Origin of the sequence: Microbispora sp. NPDC046973 (assembly GCF_040644495.1) — a bacterium.
In the GTDB taxonomy this organism is placed as follows: Bacteria; Actinomycetota; Actinomycetes; order Streptosporangiales; family Streptosporangiaceae; genus Microbispora.
The window spans coordinates 216,443-236,449 of record NZ_JBEYWQ010000001.1; the positions used below are offsets into that span (position 1 = coordinate 216,443).

Consider the following 20,007-nt stretch of genomic DNA (forward strand, 5'->3'; position numbering starts at 1 on the left):
CAAAACCGGGGGCCGAGGCCGTTCGCCGCGTTGCTGTCCTCCGGCGGCGGAACGCCGCCGATGTCAGGAGGATCGCGACGTGCTCCTGGAACCGGCTTGGATCTTGCTGCAACCAGGCCGTCACCGCGCGGGCACGACGGCCTTCGAGACGAGCCGGTCGCGGGCGAAGCACAGGCGGTAGGCGCGGGCGGAATCGGCCTTCACGGTGTAGTAGACGCAGTCCTGGGCCGGAGGGGGAGCCGGAGCGCCGTCCGGCGGGCCGTCCCTGGTGAACGCGGGAAGCCGGGACCGCAGGTCGTCGCGCGGCTCGCCCGCCTTCAGCCCCTCGTACGTCGCCGGGTCGAGGACGGACAGCGACGAGCTGACGAAGCCGAGGGGGATCAGGAGCGCGAAGATCCCGGTCAGCACGGCCACGGGAATCCCGACCGCCTGCGCCAGCCGCCGCCGCACCCGCCGCCGGGCGAGGTCCAGCTCCCGGGCCGCCGTGGTCTCGGGCGTGCCGGGGCCGGCTGTGGTCCGCGCGTGCTCGTGATCCGCCGGGCCGGCGACGGGCAGTTCGGCGGCGACCTCGAAACCCCCGCCGGGAAGCGGACCGGCCCGCAGGACGCCGCCCGCAAGCCGCACGCGTTCCGCCAGCCCGACGAGCCCGGACCCGCCCGAGGCCAGGCCCGGTGAGGCCGCCGCCGGGGCGCGGTCGTTGACCACCTCGAGAGTGACGACGTCGTCGTCGGACGCGAGCCGGACGCGCACCGTCGCGCCGGGAGCGTGTTTGGCGGCGTTCGTCAGGGCCTCCTGGAGCACGCGGCGCACGGCGAGCGCGGTCATCGGAGGCAGGCCGTCGGTGTCGCCCAGGTGGCCGCCCGGGTGGTCGCTCAGCCGGTCGTCCGGGTGGCCGCTCACGTGCTCGACGACGATCGGCACGCCGGAGTCGCGGGCGCGCTCGACGAGCGTCTCGACGCTCTCCTCACGCGGGGGTGCGGCGGCGTCCTCGTCGTCCGCGCGCAACACGCCGATGATCTCGCGGAGCCGCTCGGTCGCGGCCCCGGCGGCCTCACGCAGCTCGCGTACGGCCGCCTGCTGCCGCGGGTCCAGGCCGGGATCGAGTTCCAGGGCCCCGGCGCGCACCGCGAGGAGCGTCAGGTCGTGGCCGAGCGAGTCGTGCATGTCGCCCGCGATGCGCGCCCTCTCCCGCAGGCGGGCGCGGTCGGCGACGGCCCGCTGCTCGCGCTCCAGCCGCTCGGCGAGCAGCCAGCCCGTGCGGACCAGTTCGGCGTGCTGGCGGCGCCAGCGGCCGAGCAGCCAGGGCACCACCACCGCGAGCAGCAGCGTGATGAGCTGCGTGGGCCAGCCCCACAGGTCGCGCAGGACGAGCGCGGACAGCGGCAGCCCGGCGAGGGCGACGGCCGCGAAGAACCACAGCGCCGGCCGGGCGCTCGCCATCCGGTGCCCGGTCAGGTAGCCGAAGACCACCAGCGCCGCCCACGTCCACGACAGGGGCCCGAACATCTGCACGTCCAGGGCCAGGCTCACCGCGACCGGTACGGCGAGCGCCGCCAGTGGCCACCTCCGGCTCATCGCCGTGGCGGCCCCGAACAGCGGCACGGCCACGGCCGCCGTCGCGACCCCTCGGGCGTCGCCGTCGTCGAGGGCCAGTGCGACGGGCGGTGCACAGATCACCAGCCACAGCCCGAGGTCGAGCAGACGGGACGGCCGCACCACCTCACGCCCTCCGGTCGAGCGGAACCTCGGGCACGAGCCCCGCCTCGTACGCCAGGATCGCGGCCTGGACGCGGTTGCGGAGGCCGAGGCGGGTGAGGATCTGGCTGACGTACCCCTTGACCGTGCCCTCGACAAGATGCAGGCGCCGGGCGATCTCGGCGTTGGACAGGGCGGCCCCGACCAGCGCGAGGACCTCGCGTTCGCGGTCGCCGAGCTCGTCCACGAGGGCGCGGGCGGCGGCCTCCGAGCCGAGCGGGCGTGCCCGGAGGCGGGTGATGACCCGCCGCGTGACGGCGGGGGACAGATAGGCGCCGCCGGCGGCGACGGCGCGGACCCCCGCGATCAGCTCGCGTGGATCGCCCGACTTGAGGAGGAAACCGGACGCGCCGGAGCCGAGCGCACTGGTCACGTAGTCGTCCTCGTTGAACGTCGTGAGCATCACGACGGCGACCTCGGGGAGGACCCGGCGCAGCTCGGCGGCGGCCTTGAGCCCGTCGAGCCGCGGCATCCTGATGTCGAGCAGGCAGATGGCGGGACGGTGCCGCAGCGCGAGGTCGACGGCCTCGTGCCCGTCGGCCGCCTCCGCGACGACCTCGATGTCGCCGGCCGTGGCCAGGATGCTCGAGATGCCGGCGCGGATCAGCGCCTCGTCGTCCACCAGCAGGACACGGATCATCGCATCTTGCACGGAATCCGGCCTATAACTCATGCGGGGACGTTACCAACGGCCCGTCGCCGGAGGCGTACGGCGTGGACGAGACGGGCGGCCACGACGGCGACGGCGGCCAGCGCCCCGGTGGCGGCCCAGACGTACAGCGCGAGCCAGACGTAGGTGAGCTGGTCCAGCGTGCCCACCCGGTTCAGCAGCACCCCGGCCAGCTCCGCCAGCCCCAGGTAGAACGCGACCGGCAGCGCGTACGGGACCAGGCGAGCGATCATCCGCCAGGCGGGCCGGTGCGCGCGACGCCGGGCCCAGCGGCGGGAGCGCAGCACCCCGGCCACGCCGAGGCCCAGGGTGAGCAGCGACAGGCCGCCCAGCCAGGGGTCCGCCTCCGTGGTGAAGGGCACGGCGCCCGCGTCGGGCCGTCCCTCGATCATGTCGACCAGGCCGTCGCTGATGATCAGCGCATCGTCGCCGGAGATCATCCCGGTGTTGGTCACGACCGCGATGCCGTACCCGCTGGCGGGTAGCAGGGTCTGCGCGGAGTTGTGCGTGAGCAGCCAGCCGGTGTGCCGCAGCATCGGCGACCCTCCGGCGGTGCGCTCGGCCGACCATCCCATGCCGTACGTGCTGCCGCCCACGCCGGACGGCGTCTGGGTGGCTTTGACGAGGTCTCCGGGGAGGGCGTCGCCGTGGCCGTTCTGTGTGATCAGCCATTCGGCCAGGTCGTGGGCGGTGCTGACGACCCCGTAGGAGCCGTTGACGAACCACTTCGGGTGCGCGCGCTCGATCACTTGGCCGTACGCGCGGATGTATCCGGCGCCCGCGCCGGGCAGTTCCTCCGTGGTGTCCACCGTCCGGGTGGACGTCATGCCGAGCGGCGTGAACACCGTGGCGGCCATGAGGTCGGCGAACGGCGTCCCCGACACCACCTCGGCCAGCCGCGCCGCGATCGCGTAGTTGGGGTTGTGATACATCATCCTGGTGCCCGGCGCCGCGGCGAGCGGCGCGGTCCTGAGCATCGCGACGGCGCCCTTGAGGTCGTCCGGCGCGGGGAGCGTCAGCTCGGGGAAGGTCCTGTCGCTCATGCCCGAGGTCTGCTGGAGAAGCTGCCGCACGGTGATCTTCCCGGCCCGGGGATCGGCCATGGTGAACTCCGGCAGGTAACGCCGGACCGGCGCGTCGAGGTCGATCCTGCCCTCGTCGGCCAGGCGCAGCACCGCCAGGGCCGTGAACGACTTCGACAGCGAGGCGAGCGGCACGGGGGTGTCCGCGGTGATCGCCTCGCCGCCGGCCGTGTGACCATGCCCGGCGGCGTAGACGACCCGGTCGTCCTTGACGACCGTCACCACGGCGCCGGGCAGGTCGGTGCGCCGGATGTAGTCGCGGACGTAGCGGTCGACGGACTGCGCGGTCAGGCCGGGCCGTCCGTCCGGGGGCGCCGCCCGCGTCGCGGCGTCCACCGCCGCCGTTCCCATCGTGAGCAGCAACACACCGGCCAGACCGGCGGTCGCGGCGATTCTGCGCATGCGCACCGTGTTTTCCCTCCGAGCTCTTTCCGTTCGCAGGTCACGTACGGTATGAGCGGCCGGAGGGCCGGCACAGCGGGCGATCGGAAGGTCCTCACCTGACTTTCGTCAGGTCGCGGGCCGGGCGGGTCAGCGGCGGCCGAACCACCGGAGGAAGGAGCGCTTCGGGCGCTTCCGGTCTTTCCGGTCTTTCGGGTTTTCCGGGTCTTCCGGAGGGGCGGGCTTCTTCTCCGCGACCGGATGAAGGGCGCGCCACTCGGCGGCGACCTCGTCCACGTCGATGAGCGGCTGCACGACGGGCGGACCCGACAGGGGCCTGCGGTAGCTGTCGCGGATCTTGTCGTTCATCTCCTCGACGATCCTGCGCGCCTCGGGCTCGGTGCGCGCGCCCAGCGCCTCCGCTCTCGCCTCCTCGGCCTCCTTGCGCAGCGCCAGCGTCCCCGGCAGCGGGAACGACAGGTTCTCCGCGCGCATCTTCTGCTTGATCCACCACATCTCGTCGTACGGCTTGCCCTGGCCGGGGATGGGCTTGCCGGCGCCCGGCAGGTCGTCGAACTCGCCACGCTCGGCGGCCTCGCGGATCTGCCGGTCGATCCACGACTCGAAGCTCACTCCGAGAGGCTTGCGTTCGGTCACGGCCTCACCTCGCAACGACGCGGTCGGCATCCTCCAGCGAGGATAACTTTCCGGCGCCGGCGCCCCAGGGCGGGGGACGGGTCAGGGCGCTCGCAGGAGGTCGACCACTCCGGTGGTGCCCTCGTCGGCGTGGCCGTCCGCGAGCCGCCGCTCCATCAGAGTCGTGAACGGCGTGAGCAGCTCCGGGCTGACCTTCTGCTCCTCGGCCGTACGCAGCAGGGTCGCGTTGCCCCGGACCATCATCGCGAGGTTGGACGTGACGTTCTTCGTGTAGTCGCCGCTGTCCAGATGCTCGGCGATCCCGTACGCGTACGGGGACATCGCCCTCAGCCAGCCCACGACGAGATCGGCGAAGCCCTTCAGCGGGATCTCCTCCCGCACGAGCGCGAAGGCGTGCGCCACCCCCGCGAACATGCCCGTCATCGCGCTCAGCAGCGCCACGTCGTGGAGGGCGGCGAGCCCGGGGTCCTCGCCGGTGTAGACGGTGTCGGCGGGTGCGGCCAGCGTGTCCGCGTGGGCCTCGAACACCGCCCGGGAGCCGCTGTAGAAGACGTACGCCCCGGAGCCCGGCACCCCGATCATGGGCGGGACCGCCATGACGCCGCCGTCGAGGAACCGGGCGCCGCGCTCCTCGGCCCACCGGGCACGGGCGCGGGCCTCCTCCGGGGTGCCGGTGGTGAGGTCGACCAGGTCCTTGCCGGCCAGGTCGGCGCCGGCGAGGGCGTCGTCCACCGAGGCGTGGTCCAGCAGGCAGACGACCACCAGGTCGCTCGCGGCCACGGCCTCGGCGGCGGTCGCGGCCACGCGCGCGCCCTCGCGGGCCAGGGCCTCGGCCCGGCCGGCGGTGCGGTTCCATACGGTCAGCGGGTGTCCGGCGGCGAGCCAGGCGCGGGCGAGGGCGCCGCCCATCGCGCCCAGCCCGAGCAGGGACAGCGGAGACTTCTCAGCGTTGTCGGTCATGCCGATTAGGCTGGTCACGAGCCCCGATCCGATCAAGTACGCACTTCGAAGTGGGTGCTTACCCGGGGGTGAGCGAGCAGCCAGGAGGGGTGGACCATGCGGACCGCGCGGCGTCCGGGAGCGGCCGAATGCGGGATCGACGCGGCGATGGAGGTGATCGGCGGCAAGTGGAAGAGCTCGATCCTCTGGGCGCTGAACGAACGCCCATGCCGTTTCGGCGAGCTGCGCAGGATGCTTCCCGGCGTGACCGAGAAGGTGCTCGCCTCGCACCTGCGCGAGATGGAGGCCGACGGCATCGTGCACCGCGAGGTGTACGACGAGGTGCCGCCGCACGTCGAATACTCGCTGACCCCGCTCGGCGTCACGCTGAACGAGGCGCTGGCGCCGCTCGGCGTGTGGGGGCGGGAACACCTCCTCGGCGGACGCGACGATCATTGACCGGTGGCATGTCCACGGGTCTTGGCCGGGTCGGTCGCCGTGCCGGAAGGAACCTCTCCGATCCTCGCGAAGCCCCGCTCCGCCGCTCCCTTCCGCTCCGCTCCACCCGCGGAGCACCTCGCGAGCTCGGAACTTCCCAGGGGCCCGATCCGGGCCTTCGCTCCGCTCCCGCGCCGCTGGTGAACGCTCGAGGGACTGCTGGACGGGAATCCGGGTTTCAGGGGGTGGCCTCGTGGCCGGGCTGCCCAGGCGTGCGCCGCTGCTGCTTCAGTTCGGCCTCGTACAGGTGGCGGCGCCCTCCGGCCAGTTCGTTGCAGGCCTGGCGTTCCAGCTCCTGGAAGGTCGCGTAGTAGCCGTCGTCGTACTCCTCGACGATCTGGAAGGTCCAGCGGCCCTGGATGACGTTGCGGCCGATCAGCTCGCGTTCGATCCGGTCGGCCCACTTGTCGTGCCCGGCCTGCCGCAGCAGCCGTACGGCGTTGTCCAGCTCGAAGTCCGCCGTGCCGGTGAGCTGGTGGAAGGCGTACAGGTGGCCTCTGACCCTGTGGATGGTCTCCAGCGCCTTGCTGAGCCTGCCCAGCGCGTCGACCGTGACGTCGTCCAGCCCCTCGGGGCGGCGGTGGTCGGGATCGGGCAGGCCGGCCGGTTCCTCGCGTTCGGTCATGTCTCACCGCTACCCCTCGCGACGGCACCTCTATCCGTGTGAGCAGCGGTGAGGACGGTCAACCGGCGGGCGTCCCCGAGGCGGACGGTTCGGTGGACGTGTGGATGGCCGCCAGGGCGCGGTTCAGGTCCCGCGACGACAGCAGGAGCTTGTACATGATGAGGGCCTCGAAGAGGAGCAGCAGGGCGGCCGCGCCGATCGTGACCGGGATGACCGCGTCGAGCAGCGGGCCGACGATGAACACCGCCATCTGGAACTCGATGCCGCTGACCAGGTGCGTGCGGATCCGGTGCTCGCGCAGCCACTCGCGCATTCCCGGATACCAGGAGAAGCGGCTGCGGAACTCCTTCTGCAGGTCCACGGCCTCCGTCAGGCGGACCCTGATCTCGTCGGGGTCGGTCTCGAGGTCCTCGCCCAGCAGGGACGCCGGCAGCGCGGCAGAACCGCCGGACATCGACTGTTCGTAGGCGTGCCGCAGCGTGCGGCGCATCTGCCGCCGGACCTTCGCGATCTGCAGGGCGTCGACGTAGCGCAGCATGTCGAGGAACACCACGGCGATGCCGAGGAGCAGGTAGACGGTCTGCCCGGTCGCGTGGTACTGCCCCCACATGAGCGCGGCGGTGCAGGCCAGCACCCGGATCCGGTCGAAGACGTAGTCGAGCCAGCCGCCGAGGACCGTGCCCGTCCCCTTGAGCCGTGCGATCTTCCCGTCCATGCAGTCGAGGACGAAGCTCACGTGGTAGACGGCGGCCCCGGCGACCAGCCACGGCCACTCGGCCCGCAGGAAGCACCAGGCCGAGCCCAGGCCGAGCAGGAAGGCGCCCCAGGTGATCTGGTTCGGGGTGACGGACGTGCGGTTGGCGGTCGTCACCACCAGCCGGCCCGCCAGGGGATCCACCAGGAAAACGGTCCACCAGGCGTCGCGCGCCTTATATGTCCGAGAGCGTACGTCATGGAGCGTGAACGTCATTTGGGGGCTTTCTAGATTGTGGAGGGATTTCGGGGGAAACGTCAGAAGTCGCCGTCCAGATCTTCCGTTTCGTCCGCGTCGTCATCCTGGTCAAGGGCATGCGCGTCGTCGCCCAGGTGGAGCTCGTCGACGTCGAGCAGTGCCGCCATTTGCTGGAGAAGCATCTTAAGCATGTTTTTGCCCTTTGACCGGCGTTTGTTTCGCTACTGCTCATCAAAGCATCGCCGGGCATTACTCGTCGACGTTTTCCATAGGCCCTCTGGGCGTGTGAAATAACCCGAAAAACCGAATTCTGGCTTTTTGCGGATATCTGCGCTCCGTTCGCGGGACGGTCCGGGGCTCCTGCGGTGGATGCCGGGGTGGGACGGCTCAGGCGGCGGCGCGAGCGAGATCCGCGAGCCACCGCTCGTGGTTGGCCCGGAGCATGGGCTCGCGGTAGAAGAGCGGCAGCAGCGGACCGGCGAGCGACTCCTCGACGGTGATCCTCGTGCGCCCGTCCTCCAGCGGTTCCAGGAGGTGCCGGTCCACCGCCCGGTAGCGGCCGAGGAAGGTGCCCGTCCAGGTGAGTTCCCGCTGGGGATCGACCACGGCGAACCGTGACCGCAGGGGCACGCCGTTCAACCTCCACCGGAAGGACGCGCCGGGACGTACGTCGCCGAGTGCGAGGATCCGGATGCGGGAGGCCCATGACGGCCACGCCCGCAGGTCGGCCATGACCGACCAGACCCGGTCCACGGGCGCGTCCACGACCAGCCGGGACGAGGAGGTCAGCTGGGCGCCGGGGTCGATGCGTCCCCGTGCGGCGTACTCCTCGTGCAGGACGGCCAGGGACGGACCCGAATAAAGCAGTGACATGGGCTCCTCCGCGAGACTGATGCTCATTGACGAGAGCAATGCTCTCGTCTCGTGTGAGACGCGTCAAGAGCAGTGCTCTCTCTTGTCTTGTTTCGAACATGTGATCGAGAGTGAGGCATATCCGGGTTACGATCATGCGGTCGCCGGCCATTGGTGGCCGGCCGGCTCTCCGCGCTGACGGGGCGCGAAGACGCCCCACGAATGGAGGAGATCGACCGTGAGACGTGCACTGATCGCGTTGGGCATCGGCCTGGGCGTGTTCGGTTCCGTTGTCGTCACTGAACCGGCGCAGGCCGCGAACGTGCTGGTGGTCCCGCTGGCTCGCACGGTGACGGCGGCTCAGGAGGTGGCGAGGTTCTGGCTCGCCGACGGAGCCGCCAACCTGAAGAACGCCACGCCGTACGCCGTGCGGACCACGGTCGGCGGGGAGCGCCTGTCCACGGACATCGTTCCGGACGGTCCCCCGGCGCTCGTCGCGCCCGGGCAGGGGCCGGCCTCGCCGGAGGGAAGCATGCCCACGACCTCCGGCAAGGTGTTCTTCATCGGCAGCGACCTCCAGCCGCACTGGTGCACCGGCACTGCCGTGCAGTCGCCCTACCGGAACATCGTCGCGACGGCCGGTCACTGCCTGCTGGACATCGAGGCGCCGGCCGGGGCGCTCGCCAAGTGGGTCTTCGTCCCCGGCTACTCCGAAGGCGCGACCCCGTTCGGCCTGTACGTCGGCAAGCAGGCCGAAACCCACTACGACTTCGACGACATCCGGGACAACGACCGCGACTACGCCTTCGTCAACGTCTACAACGGAGTCGTCTTCTCCGCTCCGGACGTGCTGACCAACGTCGGGAGGATGGGCGACAACGTCGGCGGCCAGGGGCTCGCCATCAACCAGCCGCTCGCGCCCACGGCCGACGTCTTCGGTCACCCCGCCGGCCCCAACCCCGACGGCAGCGTGCCCTACACCGGCGAGACCCTCGAACGGTCGACCGGATCGACGTTCGCGAGGAAGGTCACGAGTCTCCGCATGGACCGTCCCGTCGGCGTGGACTCCCCGTTCACCGGCGCAGGCTCCCTCGGATCCTCGTGGCTGATCGACTACGCGGACGGCAGCCGCACCGGCTATCTCAACGGCATCACGATCAGTGTCGCCGACACCGACGGCGACGGCCGCTACGACACCGGCGTCTCGCCGTACTTCGACAGCGAGTTGTACGAGGTCTACCGGAATGCCGCCCACCAATGGACCGGCACCATCGCCTAGAGCCCCCTTGCTCGTGCGGGAAATGCCGTCGACACGGGTGTCGCCGGCTGCCTATGGTGGCGGGCCATGACGGACGGTTCCGGTGCGGGCCGGTGTGAGTGCGGCGCGACCGCCGGTCCGCTGGGCGAGTGCGTGGACTACTACCACGCGATCCTGGCCGAAGAGCAGGCCGATCCCGAGATGTACAGGTGGCACACGGTCGTGGTCTGCGCCTATCTCCTGCAGCACCCCGCCAAGGGTCACGAGAAGTACCTCGACGGTCAGTTCCGCCTGCTGCAGCTCTACCTGGACAAGGGCCTCGACGCGATGCTCCGGGTGGCCGCCCATCAGGTGGCGCGGAACAGGCGCGGGGCGCGGTCGGGCTACGACATGGCCCCGCTCGAGGAGTACGCGCCGCTCCCGCGGGGCGGATCCCCCGGGCCCTTCCGCGCCGGCTTCTGCGGGTTGCCGTCCAGGGACGGCAGCTTCGTCTCCGACGGGCACCCGGCGTACGGCCGCCGCATGGAGATCATCGCCGAGGCGACCGTGGAGTCCTGGAGGGCGCTCACGACCTGACGTCCGATTCACCGGCCGTCAGAAGGCGCCGGGAAGCTGTCAGGAGAGGCGCCGAAGCAGGCGGCGCTCCCGCCCGGGTCGTACGGACCCGGGGCGGGAGCGCCGTGCAGGCAGACGGCCTACTGTCCCTGCAGGGTGTCCTGGCCGACGGACGGGGAGGCCGAGGGCGAGGGCGAAGCCGAGGCCGACGCCGAGCCGGCGGGCAGCGCGCTGCCGCGCTTCCACTGGTTCCAGCTCAGCTGCCAGTAGCTCCAGCCGTTGCGCCAGTCGAGCTTGCGCTTGGTGCCGGTGACCTCGATGACGTCACCGCGCTGGCTGATGCCGTAGAACCACTTGGCCCCCGCGGGCGTGGCGCGCACGCACCCGTGGCTCTGGTTCGACTTGCCCAGGAACTGGTAGTCGCCCGCGCTCTGGTGGACGTACTCGCCGCTGTCGGAGATCCGGACCGCCCAGGGGATCTCCAGCTTGTAGTAGAGCGGATCCTTGGGGTCGGTGACGCCGAGCCAGGACGAGGTCATCGTCTCGACCCGCTTCTTGCCCATCGCGAGGTGCACGCCGGTGGTCGTGAGGTAGACGTCGACGCCGTTGCGCGGCAGGCCGCCGCGGCCCGCGCTGATCGGGATGGTCTTGGCGAGCTTCCCCTCGCGGCGCACCTTCATCACGTGCTTCCTGGTGTCGACCACCGAGATGTTGGCGGTGCCGACGGCGAAGCGGCGCGAGACGTCCTTGGCGGCCTCGTTGCCGGGGATCTGGCTCAGCCTGGCGGTGAACAGGACCTTCTGGTGCGGCTTCCAGTAGGTCTTGGTGCGATAGACGACCTTGCGGTCGGAGACCCAGCGCCAGGCGCCCTCGACGGGCTTTTCCGCCTGGACCTGCAGCGCCGCTTCCGCGGCCGCCCTGTTGCGTACCGCGCGGTCGAAGGTGACGATGATCGGGAACCCGACGCCGACCCGCTCGACCCTCTCGCCCATGGGCGTGATGTCGGCGATGCCGAGCTTCGGCTTTCCCGCCTTGCGTGCCGTCTGGGACGCCGCGCGCGGGGCGAGTGCCGCCGCCTTGACGTCCGGGGCCTGAGTGGCCGGAGCCTGAGCGGCCGTACCGGCCGCACCAGTGACTGATGCGGCGGGAGTGGTCGCGCCTCCCGCCGAGCAGGCCGTAGCGACGGCGATGGCGGCGACGGTCAGTGAGACGTGGGCCGCCCGCCGGAGGGTATTCACGGTCTACTCCTCATAGGGGGTGTTTCATAGCGGTTTGCACTGACTTGGAACGTGCGAAACCCCTGTTTTGTGCGGCCGATTCCGTAACGATCAAGTAACGCTGGCCTGGCGGTACTGTCGGCGCGTACGTCCCCATCGAGGCCGCGACCTGTCCGCGCTCCACCCCGCACACGGCCGAGGTCGCGGGCGCGATCATCGACATGCGGCAGGCCGTCACGATCGCCACCGCGCTCGGCCTCGACGTGCGATAGCGGTCCCGCCGGGCCCGCGGACCCCGTCGCACCGCCCTGCCGTACGATCGGCCGCGTGCTGCTGATGACGCTGGACGCCTATCCCGGTGGCCCCGGGCTGTCCGCCCGCGACGACGAGGAGGCGCTGCGGATCGCCGCCGCGGCCTTCCCCGGCACGGACCCCGTCGTGGCGGTGGACGAGGACGACCTGGGCGCATCCCTCCGCTTCCTGCGCCGGGACGTCACCGGGGCGTTCGTGGCGATCCAGGCGCGTCCCCCGGTCGCCGAGGCCCTCGGCCTGCTGCCGCATCCCGAGGGCGGGTGGTATCGCGAGACCTGGCGGGCGGCGGCCTCCGTCGAGCCTCCGGGGTACGGCGGCACGCGGGCGACGGCGACGGGCATCTACTTCCTGCTCGAGCCGGGAGAGGAGTCGGTCTGGCACGCCGTGCGGTCCGACGAGGTGTGGCTGTGGCATCGGGGCGGGCCGTTGACGCTCGTGCTCGGCGGCGCGGGCGAGCGGCCCGGCCGGGAGGACGTCGTCGTCCTGGGTCCTGATGTGGAGAACGGGCAGGTTCCGCAGGCGGTGGTGCCGGCGGGCACCTGGCAGGCGGCCCGTCCGGCGGGGGCCGAGGGCGTGCTGGTGAGCTGCGTCGTGTCACCCGGCTTCGACTTCGCCGACTTCACCGCCCTCTGAGCCGCCCGCGCGCACCGCTCTGCACCGCTTGCCAAGCCGCCCGCGCGTGCGCCGCTCTTCGAGCCGGCCGTGCGGCGACCGGCCCGCCACGCGCTCAGGCGGTCGCGGCGGGGAGGCCGACCCGGTCGGGGACCTGGCGGGGCAGGCCGCGTAGCCACCCCTCCACATCGGCGGGCCACCAGCGGCCCGCGGACAGCCCGCGCAGCGTCTCCTTGACGGCGCCGGCCGACGCCGGGCTCGGCACCACCCGGGTCGGCGCGGCCCCGGCGAGCACGCCGAGCCACCAGTGCCGCCGAGTGGGCGTCAGGCCGTCGGGGTCGAGGACGATGTAGTAGTCGGGCAGCACCAGCCGGTCGGCGCGCAGCGCGCCGGCCGCCGCCTCGATGGCGACCTCCAGGCCGCCCACCGGTGTCGTCCCGTCGAAGAAGCCGGCCCACGCCTCGCCGACCTCGGCCAGGGGGTCGGCGTCGTGCAGCACGTACGTCGCGCTCGCGCGCGTGACCACGTCGGTCATCTGGGCGGGAGTCCGCTCTCCCCGGGTGATCGCCCGCACGTTGTGCAGGCCGTCCAGCCCCGAGATGACCTCGGCGGCCCGCTCCCCGGCCACCACGACCACTGTGCTGCTCAGCCGTCGCATACGGGGAAGTCTAAGAAGCCGGGTGATAACCGTACGCGCCGGGGGGTAGAGCGAGCACGGGTAGAGCGAGCACGCGGGCAGAGCGAGCACGTCTGTGTGAGCAACGGGAGGAGAACCGGGGTGCGGGACAGGGATCGCTGGGTGCTGACCGACGGCGAGTGGACGGCGAGCGCGAGCGAGCGGGACCGTACGGTCGCCGACCCGGCGACCGGGGAGCCGGTGGGCGACTTCCCCGCCGGGTGCGCCGAGGACGTGGAGCGGGCGGTCGACTCGGCCCGCCGCGCCCAGCCCGGCTGGGCCCGTACGGCTCCCGCCGAGCGGGCCGCGTGCCTGCACCGGATGGCCGACCGGATCGAGGCCCGCGCGGACGAGCTGGCCGAGCTGGTCACCAGGGAGATGGGCAAGCCGATCGGCGACAGCCGCGGCGGCGTGGCGGCGGGGGCCGGCACGCTCCGGCAGTACGCCGAGCTGGGGCCGCTGCACCGGGGACGGAGCCTGCAGGGGGGCTGGGACGCCACCGACCTGATGGTCAACGAGCCGCGCGGCGTGGTCGCGGTGATCACGCCGTGGAACGACCCGGTGGCCATCGCCTGCGGGCTCGTCGGCGCGGCCGTGGTGACCGGCAACACGGTCGTGCACAAGCCGTCGGAGCGCACGCCGCACACCGGGGCGCTGCTCGCCGAACTGATGGCGGCGGAGCTGCCGCCGGGCGTGCTGACCATGGTGCCGGGCGACCGGCACCCGGGCGAGGCCCTGGCCGCGCACCCGGGCGTCGATCTCGTCGCGCACGTCGGCTCGACCGCCGCGGGCCGGGCCATCGCCGCCGTGGCCGCGCGCACCGGCGCCAAGACCCTGCTGGAGAACGGTGGCAAGGACCCGCTGATCGTGGACGCGGGCGTGGACGTGAAGTGGGCCGCGGGCCAGGCGGCGACCGGCTGCTTCGCCAACGCCGGGCAGATCTGCACCTCCGCCGAGCGCGTCTACGTCCACCGCGACGTCGCCGAGGAGTTCCTCGCCGCGCTCGTGCAGCGGGCCGAGGAGCTGCGCATGGGGCCCGGCCTGGAGGAGGAGACGACGCTCGGGCCGCTCGTCGACCGGGCCCAGCGCGACGTCGTCGACCGGCACGTACGCGGCGCGATCGAGGCGGGGGCGCGGCTGCTGACCGGCGGATACGTGCCCGAGGGGCCGGGAGCGTTCTACCCGCCGACCGTCCTGGCCGACTGCATGGAGAACATGGACGTCATGCGCGAGGAGACGTTCGGTCCTGTCGCGGCGGTGCGGGTGGTCGAGTCGTTCGACGAGGCGCTGGAGCTGGCCCGGGAGTCGCGGTACGGCCTGGCGGCCACCGTCCTCACCCCGTCGATGGCCAACGCCCAGCGGGCCTGGCGCGAGCTGCCGGTGGGCACGGTGAAGGTCAACGCCGTCTTCGGCGGGGCGCCAGGCGGCGCGGCCCAGCCGCTGCGCGCCAGCGGGCACGGTTTCGGGTACGGCCCCGAGCTGCTCGACGAGATGACCCACACCAAGGTCGTCCACCTGAGCCCGCTCCCCTGAGGTGAACGCCGGGGGCCGGCCGCGAAGAGATTCCGAGCTTTGACCCGACACTGAGCACGGGCCGCGCGATCGGCGGTGCCGCGCTGCCTACCGTCTTCCTCGTACGATCCGTGACCTCGGGGGAGACTAATGATCATCTGCTCGGCCGCCGCCGCCCTCGCCGCGACCCTGTTCGCAGGACCGGTCGCGTCCGCGGACCCCGCGCCGCCCGCGGGCCCTTCCGCGGGCGGCACGGCGCCGATCGCGGCGCCGCCCGACACGGCGGTCTACAACCCCTACTACGGCCCTTCCGGCCCTGACGACGGCCCGGTGGGATACGCGCCCGTCACCAGGCCCGTCGCCATGCCCGTCACCAGGCCCGTCACGATGCCCGCCGCCGCCGCCGCCGGCTCCGCTCCGCTCATGGGGCAGGCCGGCGAGCCGAAGCAGGCCGTCTATCACACGAAGAGCAAGGACGGCGTCCGGAAGGACGTGTTCATCGTCCCGATCTCGGACGACCCCTCCAAGCCGATCACGCTGCCCGACTTCGGCTTCCAGAAGTTCCAGGTGACGGACAAGCCGCGCACCCACACCCCGCGCGCGCACAAGTCCCACGACCGCACGGCGCGGCAGCACCGCGCCGTCCGGGGAGAGGGGAAGAAGCACCGCCACGGCGGCAAGGGCCTGCGCCGCCACCGCTGACGGTACGCGCCGGCGACGCAAGCAAAACCCGGGTGGCCGACCTCCGCGGAGTCCGGCCGCCGTCAGCCTGCAGGCGTCGGCATACCTCGACGACGAGAAAGCCGCCGGGTCATGACCATGCGGTCAGGCCGGGACGGGCAGGTGGGCCGCGGTTCTGCGGCGTTCGGCTTCGGCGCGGGTCGTCGCCTCCCTGACCGGGCGCTGCACGAGCATCCCCACCAGCGTGGCGGCGGCCGCGCTGCCCAGCCCGATCACCCAGCCCGCCGGGCCGAGCGGCCGGCATCCGAAGACGGCACTGACTCCCGGCACCGTGACGATGAGCCACAGGACGGCCAGCGACGACAGCGACGCGAGCACGACGATCCTGTCCCGCCCGCCGCCCGCGAGCGTCTGCAGGAGCTGTGCGGACACGAGCGCGACCAGGCCGATGGTGTCCGCGCGCCTGCGGGTGCCGGTCACGCGTCCCAGGATCCACGCGGCCGTGGCCGCCGCCGTCGTGACCGCCGCGCGCAGGTAGATGTCGCGGGTCAGCGACGCGCCCAGCGACGCCTCGGGGCCCTCGGCGAGCAGCTTGTCCGGATCGGTCGAGGCGGGCGGCCGTACGGCGACCGCCATGGCCGGCACCATGTCGGTGAGGAGGTTGACCAGCAGGAGCTGCCGGGCGTTGAGCGCGCTCCCGCCGGCCAGCAGGTTGGATCCCACGGTGAACGCGATCTCGCCGATGTTGCCGCCGAGGAGGATGCTCAGCGAGTCGCGCACCGAGGTCCACATCGCCCTGCCCTCGACGATGGCGTCCACGATCGTCTCGATGCGGTCGTCGGTGACGACGAGGTCGGCGGCGGCTCGCGCCGCGGGCGTCGCGCGGGACCCCAGGGCGATGCCGACGTCGGCGGTGCGGATGGCGGGCGCGTCGTTGGCGCCGTCGCCGGTGACGGCGACGACCTCCCCCGCCCGGCGCAGGCACGTGACGATCCTGGCCTTGTGGGCGGGCGTGGTGCGGGCGAAGACCGCCACGTCGGGCAGCACCTTGGTCAGCGTCTCGTCGTCGAGCTCGTCCAGCTCGGGGCCGGTCATGACGCGCTGGCCGTTCAGCGCGTTGAGTTCGACCGCGATGGCCTCGGCGGTGCTGGGGTGGTCGCCGGTGACCATGACGATCCGCACCCCGGCCCGCGTGAGGCGCCTGACGCTCTCCGCGGCCGTCGACCTGACCGGGTCGGCCAGGCCGAGGAAGCCGAGGAAGCACAGCTCCTCGATGCGCGACTCGTCGAGGTCGCGCCGGTCGGAGGCGGGCCGCTGCGCGACGGCGAGCACGCGGTAGCCCTGCCGGGCCAGCCGCTCCACCTCGTGCTCCAGCTCCATGCGCACGGTCTCGTCGCAGGCGACCGGGCCGGTGTCGCGGTGCACGGTGGTGCAGTGGGTGAGCACGATCTCGGGGGCGCCCTTCACGCTGAGCAGGTGCCCGTGCTCGGTGCGGCCGAGCACGGCGTGGTAGCCCCGGCCCGGCTCGAACGGCATCTCGTCCACACGCTCCCAGCTCTCGAACCCTTCCTGGGGCGTGACGTCCAGCCGGTGCGCGCCGTCCAGCACGGCGCGGTCGGTCGGGTGGGCGATCACCCGTCCCCCGCCTGACCGGGGACTGGCCCGGACGGCCGCGGCGAGGACGCGCCGCAGCCCGGTGTCCGCCTCCTCGATCGGACGGCCCGACCGGCCGTCCGACAGGTGCCGCAGGCTGATGCGGCCCTCGGTCAGTGTGCCCGTCTTGTCGAAGCACAGCACGTTGACCCGGCCCAGGGCCTCGATGGTGGACGGGTTGCGCACCAGGGCGGCGCGCCTGGACAGCCGCCGTGCGGCCGCCAGCTCCGCCACGGTGGCGACGAACGGGAGCCCCTCGGGCACGGCGGCGACCGTCAGGCTGACGGCGGGCGTGAGCGCCGCGGCCAGCGGCCGTCCGCGCAGGAGGTCGGTGAGGAGCAGCACCACACCCGAGGCGATCGACAGTGGCAGGATCCGGCTGCTCAGCTCCCGCAGGCGCAGCTCGACGCCGGTCGGCGGGCTCGGCTCGCCCGCGAGCCTGGCGCTGCGCCCCGACTCGGTCATGTCGCCTGTCGCGACGACCACCGCCCGGCCGCTGCCCGCCGCGATCGACGTTCCCTGGTAGACCATCGAGCTGCGGTCGGCGATGGCCGCCGCCACGGTCGGCGCGGCCGTCTTGGTGACGAGCTGGGACTCGCCGGTGAGCGTCGACTCGTCCACCTCCAGACCCACGGCCTTGATGACACGGGCGTCCGCGGGCACGGCGTCTCCGGCGCGCAGCTCGATGACGTCGCCGGGCGCCAGCTCCTCCTTCGTCGTCTCGACGACGCCCTCGGGGCGGCGCAGCCGTACGAGGACCTCGGTGGACTCGGTCAGGCGGTGCAGCGCCCGGTCGGCCTTGAACCGCTGCACGCCGCCGAGGAACGCGTTGATGACCATGACACCGCTGATCAGCACGGCGTCGAGGGCAGAGCCGACGAGGGCCGAGATGCCCGCGCCGGTGGCGAGGGCGGGCGTGAGCGGGTTGGCCAGCTCCTCCACCGTGGCCCGGGCCAGCGAGTGCGGCCCCTCCGCCTCCTCGGGCGCGGCCTCCGCGCGGCGCCTGACCGCCTCCTGCTCGCCGATGCCCTCGGAGGAGGACCGGAGCCGGGAGAGCACCTCCTGCGCGGACATGGCGTGCCACGGCGTGGTGTCGGCGCGGGGCGGGATGGCGATGCGACCGGCGCTCTGCCCGTCCCACTCGCCCAGCACGATGGCGCTCAGCGAGACGGCGGCGCTGGCGAACTGCGCCCGGCGCAGGGCGGTGCCGGCCGGGCCGGCGACGGCCAGCAGGGTGCCGACGCACGCGCCGGCCGCGCCGAGCCGTACGGCGTTCCCGCTGTTGCCGCGCGCTCTGGGCAGGCAGCGCAGGAACAGGTGGACGCCATGGAGCTCGCCGGCGATGTCGGCGTCCCACGGCACCATGCACCCGGGCTCGGCGGCCGTGGGATCGACCACCCCGAGGCCGATGTCGGCCTGGGCGAGCGACTTCCCGGCGCCCCTGGACACGACGACCACGCAGTGGCCCGCCGCCTGCAGGTCGTGCACATGCCCGGCGAGCTCGGGGCCCGCGGGCAGTGTCCGGCCGATCGCGAGGCGCTGCGCCAGGCCCTCGTAGCCGTCCTCGTCGCCGCCCGCGAGCAGGACCGTGCCGGCCGACTTGGCCGCGCCGACGACGGGTACGGCCAGGGCGTCGATCTCCGGGGCGAGACCGGCGACGGCGACCGGGGTGCCGTCCCTGGACACCTCCACCGCACGCAGCCCGCGTGACCGCCAGAGGGCGGCGTCCGAGAGCAGGGAATCGGGGTCCGGCAGCGGGCGGACCGACCAGCCCTCCACCGTCCGGCTGCGGCCCGGGTCGGAGAAGTCGATGAGGGAGTAGAGCCGGGAGTACAGCTCGTCGGTGTCCTCCCCCGCACGCAGCGGCTCGACGCGGTCGATCGTCCACAGGCCGGTCGTCAGCGCGTCGGCGTGCAGGACGACGGTGTCGACGCGGTCCATCTTGCGCAGGCAGTCGGCGTCGAAGACGACCGTGTCGTGCTTGCCGAGCGCCCGGCTGATCGCGCCCGCGAACGCCTCCCGGCTGAGGTCGGCGACTCTCGGCGTGGTGGAGATGAGGATGGACACGGCCCGTTCGCCCCGCGTGAGCACCCGCGTCAGCGCGTACGCGGCGGCGCTGACCGGGGCGACCACGTCGGCGTAGCGCTCGATCGGCCCGTGCGGCAGGTGGGTCGGCCGCCCCCGGGCCTCGGCCCTGATGTGGTGGTAGGCCCCCGGGCGCGTCGCCAGCCGCTCCTCCAGCCTCTCCCAGGCGTACCGGCTGGCCCTGGTCTCGACGTAGCGCCCCACGTTCGCGACGGCCTGCACGAACAGCGCGACGGGGCGGAGCGTGAGGGTCTGGGTGACGAGGTTGGCGGTGGTGAACAGGGCGTCCGTGGGGCCGCGTCCCAGCCTGTGGTCGAGCTGCTCGCGGATCGCGGGCGTGGCGTTGGCCAGTTGCAGCAGCGCGGGCACGACCGCCGGGAGCTGAGGGGCCCGGATCGCCTTGCCCAGGAAGATCAGTCCGATCCCGGTGACGCCGGCCGTCAGCCGCACGGTCGCCCGCAGGTGCTCCTCCACGAGGTGGACGGGGCTCTCGTGGGCGTGCTCCTCCTGCTCGTCGAGCTCCGTTGCGACGGCCAGCAGCTTGTCCTGGTCGACCCGGTCCGGATCGCAGGCCACGAAGACGGCCCCGATGCGGCCGTTGACCTCCGCCCGCTCGACACCGGGAACGGCCTCGAGCCGCTCCTCAAGCAGACCGGCCGCCGCCTCGGAGCCGGGCCGGCCGATCCCGCGCAGGCCGATGCGCAACCCGCCGGGGCAGACGCGCACCTCACGAGGGCTGGGAAGCAGGTCTCGGAACGGCTCGGGCAGCACGCCGCGCAGCAGGGCCGCGGACGTCGTGAGCACCTGGTTCAGGAACATTCGGCTCTCCAGCAGACGGGAGCCCGGACGCCGGGTCCGGGGCGGAACGGGCGGCCGCACCGGCGGGTCAGCCGGTCGGGCCAGGTCGCCTCGTCACCGCGGCGCGAGCGCGCTGCGGTGACGGCGCCACGTCGGCGGATGGCCGCCGACATCGGTGGCGGGCTGCCGGAGTGCCCGGAAATACCTCATCACCCCTCCTCGCGAGAGTCGGGGGGA

The 20,007-nt window shown here is 72.8% G+C and carries 18 protein-coding genes; 6 read left to right on the forward strand and 12 right to left on the reverse strand.

From position 1 onward, the window contains the following. Positions 1-120: 120 nt before the first annotated feature. From ABZ860_RS01125 to ABZ860_RS01145, 5 genes are all read right to left on the reverse strand, one after another. A complete protein-coding gene (locus tag ABZ860_RS01125) occupies positions 121-1,716 on the reverse strand; it encodes a histidine kinase (protein ID WP_357213275.1) in 1,596 nt (531 codons plus the stop codon). Positions 1,717-1,720: 4 nt separating this feature from the next. Next, the gene (locus ABZ860_RS01130; protein WP_357213278.1) at positions 1,721-2,395 is read right to left on the reverse strand and encodes a response regulator transcription factor; all 675 of its coding nucleotides are present in this window, start codon (positions 2,393-2,395) and stop codon (positions 1,721-1,723) included. Positions 2,396-2,424: 29 nt separating this feature from the next. Further along, on the reverse strand, positions 2,425-3,909 hold the full coding sequence (locus tag ABZ860_RS01135; protein WP_357214705.1) for a serine hydrolase domain-containing protein: 1,485 nt from the start codon (positions 3,907-3,909) through the stop codon (positions 2,425-2,427). 129 nt (positions 3,910-4,038) lie between these two features. Continuing rightward, positions 4,039-4,545 (reverse strand): DUF1992 domain-containing protein, encoded by a 507-nt coding sequence (locus ABZ860_RS01140; protein ID WP_357213281.1) that lies wholly within the window; start codon positions 4,543-4,545, stop codon positions 4,039-4,041. Positions 4,546-4,626: 81 nt separating this feature from the next. Continuing rightward, positions 4,627-5,505: an NAD(P)-binding domain-containing protein gene (locus tag ABZ860_RS01145; RefSeq protein WP_357213284.1), complete on the reverse strand. Its 879-nt coding sequence runs from the start codon at positions 5,503-5,505 to the stop codon at positions 4,627-4,629. Positions 5,506-5,601: 96 nt separating this feature from the next. Between ABZ860_RS01145 and ABZ860_RS01150 the strand changes: the two genes are divergently transcribed. Further along, the gene (locus ABZ860_RS01150; protein WP_357213287.1) at positions 5,602-5,943 is read left to right on the forward strand and encodes a helix-turn-helix domain-containing protein; all 342 of its coding nucleotides are present in this window, start codon (positions 5,602-5,604) and stop codon (positions 5,941-5,943) included. 217 nt (positions 5,944-6,160) lie between these two features. On the opposite strand, the gene ABZ860_RS01155 is transcribed toward ABZ860_RS01150, so the two are convergent. From ABZ860_RS01155 to ABZ860_RS01170, 4 genes are all read right to left on the reverse strand, one after another. Next, positions 6,161-6,607 carry a hypothetical protein gene (locus ABZ860_RS01155; RefSeq protein WP_357213290.1) on the reverse strand — a complete coding sequence of 149 codons (447 nt, stop codon included), beginning with the start codon at positions 6,605-6,607 and terminating at the stop codon, positions 6,161-6,163. Positions 6,608-6,665: 58 nt separating this feature from the next. Further along, the gene (locus ABZ860_RS01160; protein WP_357213292.1) at positions 6,666-7,505 is read right to left on the reverse strand and encodes a CDP-alcohol phosphatidyltransferase family protein; all 840 of its coding nucleotides are present in this window, start codon (positions 7,503-7,505) and stop codon (positions 6,666-6,668) included. A gap of 113 nt (positions 7,506-7,618) precedes the next feature. Next, complete coding sequence (locus ABZ860_RS01165; RefSeq protein ID WP_357213295.1) at positions 7,619-7,741, reverse strand: hypothetical protein; 123 nt, start codon at positions 7,739-7,741, stop codon at positions 7,619-7,621. 205 nt (positions 7,742-7,946) lie between these two features. Continuing rightward, the gene (locus ABZ860_RS01170) at positions 7,947-8,432 is read right to left on the reverse strand and encodes an SRPBCC domain-containing protein (RefSeq protein WP_357213298.1); all 486 of its coding nucleotides are present in this window, start codon (positions 8,430-8,432) and stop codon (positions 7,947-7,949) included. 217 nt (positions 8,433-8,649) lie between these two features. Between ABZ860_RS01170 and ABZ860_RS01175 the strand changes: the two genes are divergently transcribed. Both ABZ860_RS01175 and ABZ860_RS01180 read left to right on the forward strand, forming a co-directional pair. Further along, complete coding sequence (locus ABZ860_RS01175; protein WP_357213301.1) at positions 8,650-9,690, forward strand: hypothetical protein; 1,041 nt, start codon at positions 8,650-8,652, stop codon at positions 9,688-9,690. Between the two features lie 66 nt (positions 9,691-9,756). Next, the gene (locus tag ABZ860_RS01180; RefSeq protein WP_357213304.1) at positions 9,757-10,245 is read left to right on the forward strand and encodes a DUF5946 family protein; all 489 of its coding nucleotides are present in this window, start codon (positions 9,757-9,759) and stop codon (positions 10,243-10,245) included. A gap of 119 nt (positions 10,246-10,364) precedes the next feature. Here the strand turns inward: ABZ860_RS01180 and ABZ860_RS01185 are convergent, their stop codons facing one another. After that, positions 10,365-11,462 (reverse strand): L,D-transpeptidase, encoded by a 1,098-nt coding sequence (locus ABZ860_RS01185; RefSeq protein ID WP_357213306.1) that lies wholly within the window; start codon positions 11,460-11,462, stop codon positions 10,365-10,367. A 315-nt stretch (positions 11,463-11,777) separates the two neighbouring features. Between ABZ860_RS01185 and ABZ860_RS01190 the strand changes: the two genes are divergently transcribed. After that, positions 11,778-12,386 (forward strand): cupin domain-containing protein, encoded by a 609-nt coding sequence (locus ABZ860_RS01190; protein ID WP_357214708.1) that lies wholly within the window; start codon positions 11,778-11,780, stop codon positions 12,384-12,386. Positions 12,387-12,480: 94 nt separating this feature from the next. Here the strand turns inward: ABZ860_RS01190 and ABZ860_RS01195 are convergent, their stop codons facing one another. Beyond that, positions 12,481-13,023: a hypothetical protein gene (locus ABZ860_RS01195; RefSeq protein ID WP_357213308.1), complete on the reverse strand. Its 543-nt coding sequence runs from the start codon at positions 13,021-13,023 to the stop codon at positions 12,481-12,483. 120 nt (positions 13,024-13,143) lie between these two features. On the opposite strand from ABZ860_RS01195, the gene ABZ860_RS01200 reads away from it, so the two are divergent. Together ABZ860_RS01200 and ABZ860_RS01205 are read left to right on the forward strand one after the other, a co-directional pair. Further along, entirely contained in the window at positions 13,144-14,574 is a 1,431-nt protein-coding gene (locus ABZ860_RS01200) for an aldehyde dehydrogenase family protein (RefSeq protein ID WP_357213311.1), read from the forward strand. A gap of 129 nt (positions 14,575-14,703) precedes the next feature. Further along, a complete protein-coding gene (locus ABZ860_RS01205; RefSeq protein ID WP_357213314.1) occupies positions 14,704-15,255 on the forward strand; it encodes a hypothetical protein in 552 nt (183 codons plus the stop codon). A 123-nt stretch (positions 15,256-15,378) separates the two neighbouring features. On the opposite strand, the gene ABZ860_RS01210 is transcribed toward ABZ860_RS01205, so the two are convergent. Beyond that, the gene (locus tag ABZ860_RS01210; protein ID WP_357213317.1) at positions 15,379-19,791 is read right to left on the reverse strand and encodes an HAD-IC family P-type ATPase; all 4,413 of its coding nucleotides are present in this window, start codon (positions 19,789-19,791) and stop codon (positions 15,379-15,381) included. Positions 19,792-20,007: the final 216 nt, after the last annotated feature.